The following is a 13,121-nucleotide window of genomic DNA, read 5'->3' on the forward strand; positions in this document are numbered from 1 at the left end:
TGACTCCTAGAAAGTGCCTCGGGTATAAAACACCCCTTGAGACATTTAAGTTTTCGCTGTTGCACTTCAAATGTGAATCTACCTCCCTGCCTACGCAGGGATGACAGCCTTTTAAACATCACCGTAAACTATAGAATAAGTTTCCTGGTTAAATTTTGTGACCATCTCTCAGGGACAAGCCGCGGGACGTAGAAAGAAAAGATAATGATAAGTTAACGATCCCGCAGATTTTTTGATCCTAATTATTTTATGGGCTTTCAAAATAATTAGGATCAAGAGGATAACAAACCCAAGTCAACGATGAGCCACTGTAGCTCACTTGAAGTGTTGAGGTATCTAAAGCAGATAATTCAGGTTGCTTATCTATGTAACACACTTGACGTTTTCCATTCACGCTTACATAGTAATAAGTTTTCGAGAATTGATAATCACTTGGCACATAGTAAATATCGCCTTGTTTTTCCAATATAATTGGCTGGCCGGTAATTATTATTTTTTCTGCATAGGAAACTGCATTGAACATTGTAAGTGAAAAAATAACTAATAATAATTTTTTCATAATAATTTCACTCCATGAAATAATTTGAGTCGACATGAGTAAGTATAGAACAATAATAGTGCTCCATAATTTAGGACCTGTTTACAGACCCTATTTTTCGTTCATCATAATGACTGAGCGAAATCGCACTTTATTGGACATCATCGCTTCAAAAGCTTTTTCCGCTTGTGCAAGTGGATACTGTTGAATCATAGGACGAATTCCGACCAAAGCACAAAACTTCAATGTTTCTTCGATGTCGATTGCGCTTCCAGATGGCCACCCTCTAATCGAACGCTTGTTGCCAATAAGCTGAGTCGATATCACTTCAATTGGATCATGAGAAGCGCCTACAATAAGAAGCTCTCCTTTATTCCCAAGACCATTAATTAAAGGAGAAATCGATTTACCACTAGGTGCTGTTGCCAAAATAACCCGGGCACCACCTAATTTTTGCAACTCAAGAACAACATCATGATCATCAGAATTTAAATAAACATGAGCCCCTAACTTTTTAGCAAGTGCTTCTTTGTCAGCCCCTGAGGATAGAGCAACCGTTTTAAATCCCATTTTATTAGCAAATTGAATTCCCAGGTGCCCTAGTCCCCCCACACCCTGTATCGCAACCAAATCACCTGGACGAGCAACACTATGGCGTAGCGCATTAAAAGTGGTTACACCTGCACACATTAATGGCGCTGCATCAGCAAAAGAGAGTTCATCTGGGATTGCAACAAGTGCTTCAACTGGAGCTATCATATACTGGGCATATCCACCATCATAATGTAATCCTGTAATTTGATGGTTTTCACATAGAATAAAATCACCATGCCGACAGGAAAGGCATTGGCCACATAAAGCCCCTGCCCAGCCTACCCCAACACGTTGACCTGGTTTCCATTGGGTAATATTAGTCCCGACCTCATCAATTACCCCTGCCACCTCATGCCCTGGAATTCTTGGGAATTGAATACCAGGCCACAAATTTTCTTTCACGAAGACATCTGAATGGCATACACCGCATGCTTCAACTCTGATACGTACTTGCTTTGCTGCAGGCATCACAATGTCTTTTTCAATAGACTCCCATTCTCCTGACTTATTTACTTGTACTGCCTTCATCGTTTTCATTGTTCATTTCCTTATGTAGATGCAATGACGCCTCTTAATCAACTGATTAAAAACTCCACTATCCAGAGTGTAGACGATTCAAGAAAAATGTCACAATCAGGTTTCCAGAGAAAATTATAGACTTGTGTTTTTTGGTGTTTTGTACATTGAGAAAGATTATAATTCTTTAATCGCTGAGTACATTCATGACACACTGAAATTTAAAAGGAATATTATATGAACACCCTGGATTGGCTGACAAAACTTATCGCTTTTGATACCACCTCACGCAACTCCAATTTATCTCTAATAGAAACTCTGGCAAATGCTTTGGATGATTATCAGATTAATCCCATTTTAATCCATGACAACAAAGGGCTTAAAGCAAATTTACTTGCCTCTATCCCCGATCATCAGGGTCGACTTGAGGGAGGTCTTGTTTTGTCGGGTCATACAGATGTAGTACCTGTTGATGGACAAACTTGGGATAGCGAGCCATTTCAAGCAACGATTAAAGATAAAAAAATATATGGAAGAGGGACTTGTGACATGAAAGGTTTCATTGCAGTAGTTATGAGCCTTATTCCCCAATTGAAAACACTTAGCCTTAAATTCCCGGTGCATTTTGCTTTTTCATATGATGAAGAAATTGGTTGCCTTGGCGCACCGAGTCTCATTGAAAAAATAACACAATTAAATTATAAACCCAAAGCATGTATTGTAGGTGAACCAACCTCCATGCAACCAGTAATCGGGCATAAAGGAATACAATGCTATCGTTGCCACATTCATGGCGTGGCTGCTCATTCTTCACTAACTCCTCAAGGATGTAATGCAATAGAGCATGCCGCATCATTTATTACTTATCTTCGTAACATGGCTCACCGGTTTAAATCTCACGGAAATCGAGATGAGTCATATGATGTACCTTATACTACGGTATCCACCAATCTCATTCAGGGCGGCAATGCTTATAATACGATTCCCAGTTTGTGTGAATTTGTTTTTGAAATTAGAAACTTGGTGGTTGATAACCCCGATCAACTTCATCAACAAATAGTTGATTTCATAGATACTGAACTACTCCCTACACTACGTAAAGAGCAATTCAACACGAACGTGATTTTGGAAGTTCTCGCTAAAGCACCTGGATTGGATACGCCCCCCTCAGAACCCATTGTTCGTGCTGCCCAATCAATTTGTCACAATGAAAAAAAATTAAAAGTTGCTTATGCCACTGAGGCAGGCTTATTTCAACAAGCGAAAATACCCACTATTGTTTGCGGTCCAGGCAGCATTGAGCAGGCTCATCGAGCAAATGAATTCGTTGCTCTGGAACAACTGCATCAGTGTGAACAGTTCATTATCAAAATACTACGATCATCATTCTTGAAGAATTCGGAGTAAGCACATGATAATCCTTTATATTCCTTTTCATGAAGAAAATGATCTAATTGCTCATGCGCTGCATTGGAAAGAGACACTTAATGATCAAAACATACTCATCGTACAACATGGTGGGCCAATTCATTACAAATTAATGGAACGTGAACACCTCACTATCTATGTACTTGCACATGGAATCGATAATTTATTGGAGCATCTTCATCTGGCAAGTACTTGCACTATTACAAAGCAATCTACGCATCTGGGTATTGATAAAATTGCAGAACGCTTTAACTCTGATTTTGTCTATCTGCATCACAGGATTGGAAATATAAAGCTTTATTTTTGTAATAATAAAGGAAATCAGCAAAGCATAGCAGAAAAATTCAACCGTCATTTGGTCTTATTTGATGCATATATCGATTATTATGCCGGGACGATTTTTTCTCCTTCAACGAATAAAAAAAAATATTCCTATTACCATGGCAAATGGTATGCCAGCTCAAATGTGCGCAAAACGCTGTATCAAAGTAAAATTAGAGAGGACTCGGATGACAAAATAAGTATAAAACAACTGAGCTTGCTAAATTTTTTAGGAAACGCAAAAGAAAAACGTCTGGATTTAATGTGTGAAAGACAAAAAAAGGCGCGCCATAAGCTTTTGATGCAAAGAAGAAATGAATATCAGAAATCAGGTAGTGTAGAGACGCAAACTGCAGAATCAAACCAGCCAACTTGTTTGCGATAGATAATCATAATGCTTTCTATAATTTTTTTTCCTGAGAATAAATTAGGGTCTGTTTACATTTCTACTATCTTGGCCAAACTGTCCTGATTTTCTGCGCTTCGGTGCCCGAAAATCAGGCCATTTTGACTCAATCTAGCGAAATGTAAACAGACCCTAGATTTTTAGAAAACATGCCTATTTATTATATCCATCGATTTTCAAAATACATCTGTTAATTCTATGGGTTAAAATTTATTGCTTGATATGAGGCCTGAATTAATTTATAACGGAATGTAAAATTTTTAAATAAACACTCATCTCAAGAATAAGAAAATCTTAAAATTGCTGCTTGTACGATGAAAAAACGGACGTTCGTTAATAAAAACTTAATAAAACTTTTTTAAACTACCGCCATAAAATTTTATAATTATAGGTGTTCATTATGCCAACCATTCGCTTCAGAGAAACTCCATTAATCCGTGAAATTTTAACAATTTATAAAGATTTGAGTACGAAAATCATGGATGTCACTCACACCAGTATCGTTGAACTCCCTGTAGAGCATCAAGGCTGGGGTTATACATTTGGCTTAACCTATAAAGAAGGAGTGATAGAAGGATTGGAATATCCTCAACCTGGCGGATTATCAAGCATGGCCAGGAGAGTTCAAGAACAAAATCACTCAAAAGAAATTAAAAGCAACTGTGACTATTTTAACTTTGTATACAATACGTGCTATCAATACATTGCGGATAATCAAAACCGTTATTTTGGCCGCGCCAATTTGAATGATATTTCACATGGTAAAGTCATCGCTATGATCTTATTGGCTCACCTTTGTCGCCAGGCCTTGGAAAAACCCGTCCAGGAACAAAACAAATACAAAGAACGAATTCAACTTTTTACAGTTGAATTACTAAATCATAAAGACATCCAAAGTACCAGCAGCCAGGATGATAAACTTCTTTCCTGTAAGTCGGCTCTCGAACGTATATTTTCTGCTTCACAACACGAGGAATTCTTCAATCAAGAAAATAAAATTGATGCTTATTATCAACACATTGAGGAAACAACACGAAAATTAAATGAATTGCTTGTTGGTGTTGATGACCACATGCTGCCGTTATTTAGTATGCAAAATCAAATTGATGTGACGCATTTACAGGATCTGTTCAAAAAAGAAGATAAAACTTCATTAACTCATACAGAGCAAAGGATAGTTCATGACCCATTTGTTGCAGAACTATTTGGTCGACCTGCAACTTCATTGCAAGAAGATAACTACCTCGAACTTTATAAAGGACTTGATTATCAATTGCCTAATGAGGGTAATTTTTTATGGGAACAGTTTGAACAAGAACAACGAGAAAACTTGATTAAGTTATTAAAGTTACGAGATAAATTACACGTCTTGCAAAATGAACTAAAAACACTTCACCAGTTCACCAGTGCAAACAAAATCAGTTACTTTAATGATTTTATTAAATTGTCCGAACCTTACTTGAAAGACATTCATCATGTTAAAAGCGAGCTCAATGTTTGTTTAGAAAAGTTTGAGGCAGATTGTGGTAAGGTTTATCGGCAACGAAGTAAATCTTCAAGTTCAGCTCGAAGCTTATGGGAATCTTGTTACTTAAATAAACACCCATTAGTTGAAGTACGTAAGCATTTTATCACCGCATCCCAACAAATTAGTGCAGCATTTGCGAGTATTCCATTTGATTGCTTTGATGCACTCAAAGAATTCAGTAAAGAAGCCCATAAGGTCGTAAATCGTGGGTACACCCTATTTGGCGACGAATTTGATATGGCAAGTAGCTCCTTTCAATCGGATATTTCACGAGCACAAGCAAAAGAATTGAATCGACAAGCTGAGCTTATTTTAGTAAAACAAAAAAGTATCTTGGCCGAGTATGATGAACTGCTTCTACAAGCACAGCAATCTCAGGATGAAACAATAAAAAAACTGATAGATGTTTTACAACGTCGCCGTGCTGTTGTTGCGCAAATGATCCAGTCCCTTGAATTACAGAACCATGATGTTGCCCAAGAAGAGGGTTTTGTTCTTATTGAGAGCAATGATTTTGAAACCAAAATGCTCGAAGAAGAGCATCAAACTGCCGGTTTTTTTCAAATTATCAGAAACTACTTATCGCGCCCTGCAATAAGCACACATGAATATAATCTTTTAACGGAAGAGCTTAGAACGCTTGGCATTGAATTAAGCAAAGCCCAAAAAGAAAATTCAAGTTTGAAACAACTTAATGAAGAAAATGGAAAAACTCTTTTGCAAAAAGATGGGGAAATTCGAACTCTTACTACTGAAGTACAAAAAAGAGATAAGCAATTGGCGCTTGTTGCAGGTGTCGCAAACACCTCAACATTAGATGCACATAATTCTCGATTATTGATGCAGCGCATTACAAACAGCCAAACGGAGCAAGTAAACGAATTATTAAGTGTGGTAAATAATATGGAGGCGATTATCCAACAAGGAAAAAACTATCAAATAGCTTATGAGGTAAAAGCAGGCCAATATGATAGTTCATTCTTTTTTAGTCATAATAACAATGGTAAAAGACACGCAAGCAAAATTATGAGTAAATGGGAGCGTGATTTGCACTCTATTATGAATAAAGCCATTACTCAAGCTCTCGAAAAAGGAGAAAATATGGATGGCACAACGATACTTGGGCTCACCCAATCTCTTTCTGAATCATTAGTGGATTCAATCGACAATTTAATCATTAATGAAGATTACAGCAGCTATAAACAACATTCTTTCCGTAATTATCTGCGTTATATGCACCAACAACTCATTACCGCCGACGGACAATTAAACTGGGGTTTAGCTGCTAAAAGAAATCCAGTTAAAGACGTTGATGCAATTTTTACAACAGTCAATAATTCATTTGATCAAACAGAGTTAGAAGAGTTTGAGCAATCGATTAAGGACTATAAATCATTCAGTCTCTAGGAACGTTTCATTAAATATTAAAATCAGTCCAAGTCACTTTGACTTGGCTGGAAAAACCCTGAAATTCCAAATTTAGATCACCTTGATTGAAATTAATACAAAACTTGAGTATAATTTTCCGGACTTCTGGAGGCAGAGTAATCATGAAATATAACGTCCAAAATAATCAAGCACTGGATTTTTGTATGTCAGTAGAGTTGAGCGACTGTCAGGACATCATTGTACATTCACCACTATATGACAAAAAAGCGAAAGAAATTTATTATAATCAAGCTGATTTCACCAATATAAATTCTAGTAATAACGAATTCTTAGATATCCTTGGTTTTTTTAATGACTCTCGTTCAGCAGTTGCTGTTTTTAAACTGGGGGGAGGTGTATTTCATTACTTTATGATTCAAAAAGAATGTGTAAACAATCAGAACTTCTACCGCATTTTACAAGCTTATGATGAAGAGTACTCCCTGCAAGACTGGTTGCAACCAGCTAGAAAATGGAGCACCTCTGCAAAGGAAAAATTTGGGAAAGGGCAATGGCTATCCCAGGAACAAATACAAGAATTCGTTCTTAATTTAAAAAAAATTTGTCAAGGCGATGAAGAGGCTTATTTCAGCAATTTTGGAGTAAAAACTACCTTTACAGATTCTGTCTTTATTTCTGTAAACCATTTTTTAAAGAAATTCGATTGCCAGGAGCAGATTACGGTTACATTGAATCCTCCCACGCAAGTCTCCTCTGCATTAGCAGAAAACAGCATGTTTGCAAAACCTGGATTTGAAAACAAAACGGATAATACTTCAGGAATAATCCATACTCTGTGAGAAAAAACGGTGACAAAAGGATTGTCGCACTTAGAGTTAAAATGCGCCCGCGATTATTTTTTATAACCCATTGATTTTATTGATAGGCCGTATAGGGTTCGAACCTATGACCAAGAGATTAAGAGTCCTAAGTACCTGACTTCTAATATCATCTACTAATTACTAAAACCCTCTATATCCCTTTTAAAATCAAGCCTATTAAGGCATAATCACTATCCTTGAATTCTATTAAACTCTAAATGATCTGTCTACATGGCGTCTACATGGAATTTTGTAACCAGAGGTTGAAGAATGGGAACTGAAAGCAATATTGTAAGATTGACAAAAACCGTTATCGATAAAATTGAACCAACATTGGGTAAAGAACAGTCGTTTTATAGAGATGATCAATTGAAAGGTTTTGCTCTGCGTGTTACGGCTAAAGGTGTTAAAAGCTTTGTGGTGGAAACGCGCATTAATGGTCATGTAAAAAGAGTTACTCTTGGTAAATATGGCAATATAACGACAGAAGAGGCAAGAAAGCAAGCTAAAAGCTTGTTGGGTAGTATTGCTCAAGGCAATAATCCAATTGCTGAAAAGAAAACTCAAATTATTAAAGCCATGACATTGCAACAAGTATTCAATGCTTATTTGATAGTTCGTAAAGATTTAAAACAAGGAACCATAAAGGATTATAAGCACGCTTTACATCAAGTTGTCCCAGATTGGTTGGATAAGCCCCTTATAAGCATAAATAGAGAAATGATTGCCAAACGTCATATGGAACATGGAGCAAGTAATAGTAAAGCACGAGCTAATGATGCTATGAGGGTATTACGAGCTGTTTTTAATTTCGCTGTACATGAGTATCAAACAGATGATGGTCAGCCAATTGTATCTGTTAATCCAGTAAAATACCTTTCTCATACGCGAGGATGGTTTAGAGTGGATCGTAAACAAACATTTATTAAACCCCATCAATTAGCAGCCTGGAATACTGGCTTAAACAAATTAGTTGAATCTGGGGATTATTCGCAGATGATTATGTGGAGAGATTATTTTCTTTTAATTTTATTCACTGGGATGCGCAAAACTGAAACCGCATCTATTCGTTGGAATGACGTTGATTTTGAATCAAAAACATTCACCTTACAAGATACTAAAAACAGAGACTCCCATACATTACCAATGTCTGATTTTATTTATGATTTATTTGCCCGACGTAATCAATTCAAATCAAGCGATTTTGTTTTCCCGGCAAAAAGCAAAGCTGGGCATATACAAGAGCCTAAAAAGGTAGTCTTAAAAGTTGCTGAATTATCAGGAGTTCCTTTTACTCTTCATGATTTACGAAGAACCTTTGCGACTACCGCCGAAGGATTAGACCTCCCTGCCTACGCTTTGAAGCGTTTGTTAAATCATAAAATGAATAATGATGTAACCGCAGGGTATATCATGCGAGATGTTGAACGCTTAAGAAAACCAATCCAACAAATTACGGATTTTTTAATTAAGCATATGAATTTTCAATCAGCTGATTGAACTAACTACTAAGATTTGCCTTGACACAGTATGGAGCTGAATATATTTGACCGCATTATAAGAGTAATAGCTCACCAAATGCGCATTGCAGTCTCTAATCTGAAACCACAATAACAACAAGAGGTATATACAATTAAAAAGTGGATTCCATTCATTTACAAGAATAGAACTTATCAACTAGACCATCTAAATGAATTTAGTTGGGAGTTTATTCAGCCAGAAACGGCAAATAAGTCAGAAATCCGATATACTTTTATCATTGAGTTTGGCCTGCATTGCTTTACCCGTGGACTGAATGGGCATGCAAAAGAGACATGGCAAGATATTGAACCCGAATTGATATACTCAGACCCCAGAGAAAAACGTATTTTTTGCTTTTCTCGTTATACTCTATCTTATTTATTGCCAGACATCGCTAAACAAATCGATCGCGGAGCTTGCTTTCATACAGGGAAAGGTAATTTCTTTACCATTGAAACACCGAACCAACAAGAATATGAAATATATTTTAAAGTTTCGAAATCAGGCAAAGGATTACTTCGTTTGTTTATTGAAAGCGCTACGTAAGGGATAGTCTGCATAAATCATCACAGCCTAAAAAGAAAAAGATATCTTTTTTTGTTATAGCGCACCATGCACAAGCAAATAAGACAATCAAAATCCCCATAAAATAAAAAACCCTGAAAAAAACAGGGTCTTTTAAATTTAACTAGGCTCACTTTATAACCGCTCTTGGGCAGATACCGACATCATCGGCGGAGGAGTGCCTGGCCTAAGCCATCCCGTTCATACACTCTTTATAGTAAGATTATGGCATGTTATTGCACAAGAATCAAACTATTTTTTTAGAAGGTAGGTCTTTGTGTTGCTTCGATAACGTTTATCTTATGAACCCGTTGCAATAATCCTTGACATTATCTTTAGGGAGGAGCGATAATTTTTCAGACTTTGAAGGAGCCCTTTTCTGACCTTTATGTTTCTATAGAGCTTCTAGGATATTATCAATAGTCTCCAGTCTTTTTCAGGTATGATTGCTCTGAGTTAAAGTCAACTGGTTTTTCAAGCAGCACATGGATACTGATGGTCAGCGTTATGCTGTTTTGATTATCAATTGATGAGGATACTCCATGTCTATTAATAAAACTTCTAGATTACAACTTATAAATGAATTCGAGTCAGCCCCCCATTCGACACTCTTTAACCAAAATACGTTAGCAGCAATTTTAAATTGTTCTACTAAACTATTGGAGCATCATCGTTGGGCAGGTGAAGGAGTTCCATATATTAAAATTGGCCGAAAAGTATTGTATAGAAAATGTGAAGTGCTAGATTTCCTCGATCAGCTTAAAATTTATCGATCTACAAGCGATAAAGGACAAGTTATGTCTAGCGGGCATAATAGCCGACTTAAATACAAATAAATAAAGATTTTGGTCTTGACCGTGGTCAAAACCGAATTATTCAAAAGAAAAATAAAAGTATTTTGTTTGGTACATGTCGTAATTTGCATGTATCCATTTGCTGTAAGGGATGTTATGAAAAAAAGATTATTGTTGTTGCTTTGTATTATGTCAAATAATGTTCAAGCACTTATAGATAAAAGTTCAGAGAAAACAGTTAACGTAGAGGAATTACTATATGACTATTGTTAACGCAAGACCCACATGTTTTTATCATCCGATAAGAGTCATTTTTTTAGATGATAACCGTGCATTTTTGGATGTGTTAGATTTAGAATTTGGTCAAAAGTTTAATATTATGACACTTACAAGCCCAGATACAGCTTTTCGAGTAGTTGATAATCATAGTCAAGATGTTATCCAATCAATTTTTAAATTGATGGAGGATGTTAATGTAGATACTACTAATGATCGGGTTATCGCATTTGATATTAGCAAAATGCTAAACCTGATTTATAACAAGACCAGGTTTGAGTATATCCCTTTGTTAGTTGTAGATTATGAAATGCCCACTATTAATGGAATAGAATTTTGCAGAAAGCTTAAAGAGAGAAAAATCTTTAAAATTATGCTAACGGCTGAAGCAGATACAGATACAGCGATCAAAGCTTTCAATAACGGTTTAATTGATAAATTTATACTCAAAACAAGTGAAAATCTATATCCAGAAATTACATTAGCTGTGGATGACCTAACTCAGCGCTATTTTAGAAAGTTAACAAAGAATATAGTTAATGCATATGCAAACTCAATTAATGATTTATTTGATAATGAATTATATCAACAATTATTTGCCAGTGTTCTAATACAAGCACAGGCTGTTGAATATTATCTAGTTGATAATTCAGGTAGTTTTTTATTTCTTGATAAAGACGCCAAACCTACATGGCTTATCATTAGACACGTAAAAGAGCTTTCTGATCAATTAGATTTAATGCAGGGATATGAGCTACCTGAACAGACTATGGCCGCTGTTGAAAAAAAAGAGAAAATATTGTTCTTGTTATCGGAAAAAGAATATAAAAAACCAATAGTTGAGTGGGTTAACTATTTATTTGATGCGAAAAAGCTAGATAATAATTACTATTACAGTATTACCCAAGATTATTTAACTGATTCGATAGATTGGGAAAGAGTTGTTTCCTATTCCTCATATATTGCAGAGAGAGATAGTATAGCGTGATTATTCATTCAGAAGGCATTGAAAATAATTTTCAATTTTCGCAGTTTGTTCACGTATTGTATTCATAGAATATAAAAATCTTTCCATCTGATTTTGGTTAATATCGGCAGCATCCATGGATTGTGAAATTGTGTTCATGAAACTCGAAGCAGATTTTGTCATGCTGTTGATGATAACAATTGAATTTAAAAAATCGTGTTTTAATTTATCTTTATCAGTAGAGTTCATGTTATATGTCCGTGCGCAAATTGAAAAGGTGGTTCTTTTCCAACAATTGTTTTAATCCATGGCACTTGGCGAAATCGATCTCGCGAATGGCCAGTAGCAAGATGAACGTCAATAAACCCCTTATCAAAAAGGAGTTTTGCGCAATCCTCGCCTCTAACATTATTTCCCAGATCTGAGTCAATATAAATAAGAGTATTTTTACAATAATTATTTATTTCATTTACGAACTCATCAAATGACGAATAGGTTGAAATACTTTGTCCAGCCTCTTCGGCAGCAAAGATCCAAGTCATTCGCATCATTTCATCATCATCAATAAAAACCACCGTATTTATATGTTCTTTCTCTGGAGTATCAATAATTTTAATATAAGGTACATAAGATTTTGGTATGATTTTAACGCCAATATTTTCACATCGATTTCGTATAGAAATATCTTCAAAGCAACTGGTAACTAAAATAGCTTTACCATTTAAATTGAGCTCTTCAATCACATCTAAACCATTTTTAACATCAGCGAGCAGTTCATAATCCACTAAATATAATATTGGCATTTCTGGATCAACTTTATACTGAACTAAGTCGATCGCGTTATAAAAATGAAACATTTTAACGTGTGAAATATTTGAAAACCGTTCATTCCATGCGTCATGGATGGATATATCGTCATCTAATACGACAATATTAGTACCATACCTAATATTCATTGAGTCACAGAACCAACTAGGGGGGTTAGACCTAATTAGAGTGATATGAATTTTTGTCCCAACTTTTTCTTCAGAGTGAATATGCATTGAACCATTGATCTGCTCTAAATATTGTTTAGCATAAGATAAACCAAAACCAGCACCAGTTTTCTTATTAAAGCTAAATCCTTGCTCTGTAACCTTTGGCAAGATATCGGGAGGAATGCCGCAGCCATTATCTTCAATAATAATTTCGACATGCGTAGTATTGCATGTTAGAGAGATAATAATAGAGCCATTAGAATTAACTGCCTCAATACCATTATTAATGAGATTGGATAGAACGCGCTTAAAAGAATCAGGATGTATCTTAGAAAAACAATTATATGAGTGGTCGGATCCAAGTAAGTTGATTTGGATTTTGGTTGCGTAATATTCATATCTTTTTTCTGCAACGATATTATCTAAAACTACAAATATTAAT

General features: G+C 35.7%; 11 protein-coding genes. 7 read left to right on the forward strand and 4 right to left on the reverse strand.

Annotation, left to right across the window (positions count from 1 at the left end; all coding sequences use genetic code 11):
• Positions 1–247: 247 nt before the first annotated feature.
• Positions 248–559, reverse strand: a complete 312-nt coding sequence (locus Lani_RS15690) for a hypothetical protein (protein WP_040523531.1) — start codon at positions 557–559, stop codon at positions 248–250.
• A 90-nt stretch (positions 560–649) separates the two neighbouring features.
• Positions 650–1,669: an alcohol dehydrogenase gene (locus Lani_RS15695; RefSeq protein ID WP_019235589.1), complete on the reverse strand. Its 1,020-nt coding sequence runs from the start codon at positions 1,667–1,669 to the stop codon at positions 650–652.
• 216 nt (positions 1,670–1,885) lie between these two features.
• Between Lani_RS15695 and argE the strand changes: the two genes are divergently transcribed.
• The 7 genes from argE to Lani_RS15735 all read left to right on the forward strand — a co-directional run bounded on the left by argE (position 1,886) and on the right by Lani_RS15735 (position 11,723).
• On the forward strand, positions 1,886–3,055 hold the full coding sequence (gene argE, locus Lani_RS15700; RefSeq protein ID WP_019235590.1) for an acetylornithine deacetylase: 1,170 nt from the start codon (positions 1,886–1,888) through the stop codon (positions 3,053–3,055).
• A 4-nt stretch (positions 3,056–3,059) separates the two neighbouring features.
• Positions 3,060–3,782, forward strand: coding sequence for a hypothetical protein (locus Lani_RS15705; RefSeq protein WP_058388710.1), 723 nt, complete (start codon positions 3,060–3,062; stop codon positions 3,780–3,782).
• A 421-nt stretch (positions 3,783–4,203) separates the two neighbouring features.
• Positions 4,204–6,738: a coiled-coil domain-containing protein gene (locus tag Lani_RS15710; protein ID WP_019235593.1), complete on the forward strand. Its 2,535-nt coding sequence runs from the start codon at positions 4,204–4,206 to the stop codon at positions 6,736–6,738.
• 86 nt (positions 6,739–6,824) lie between these two features.
• Positions 6,825–7,559: a hypothetical protein gene (locus Lani_RS15715; protein WP_127908224.1), complete on the forward strand. Its 735-nt coding sequence runs from the start codon at positions 6,825–6,827 to the stop codon at positions 7,557–7,559.
• Between the two features lie 291 nt (positions 7,560–7,850).
• On the forward strand, positions 7,851–9,080 hold the full coding sequence (locus tag Lani_RS15720) for a tyrosine-type recombinase/integrase (protein WP_019235596.1): 1,230 nt from the start codon (positions 7,851–7,853) through the stop codon (positions 9,078–9,080).
• A gap of 1,127 nt (positions 9,081–10,207) precedes the next feature.
• Positions 10,208–10,501: a helix-turn-helix domain-containing protein gene (locus tag Lani_RS15730; RefSeq protein WP_019235598.1), complete on the forward strand. Its 294-nt coding sequence runs from the start codon at positions 10,208–10,210 to the stop codon at positions 10,499–10,501.
• Between the two features lie 217 nt (positions 10,502–10,718).
• Positions 10,719–11,723, forward strand: coding sequence for a response regulator (locus tag Lani_RS15735; protein ID WP_019235599.1), 1,005 nt, complete (start codon positions 10,719–10,721; stop codon positions 11,721–11,723).
• On the opposite strand, the gene Lani_RS15740 is transcribed toward Lani_RS15735, so the two are convergent.
• On the reverse strand, positions 11,724–11,951 hold the full coding sequence (locus Lani_RS15740) for a hypothetical protein (protein WP_019235600.1): 228 nt from the start codon (positions 11,949–11,951) through the stop codon (positions 11,724–11,726).
• Positions 11,948–13,121 (reverse strand): ATP-binding protein (locus tag Lani_RS15745; RefSeq protein ID WP_156415175.1); only part of this gene is annotated, 1,174 nt, incomplete at its 5' end. The genes Lani_RS15745 and Lani_RS15740, both read right to left, overlap by 4 nt.

This window comes from Legionella anisa (genome assembly GCF_001467525.1).
GTDB lineage: Bacteria > Pseudomonadota > Gammaproteobacteria > Legionellales > Legionellaceae > Legionella > Legionella anisa.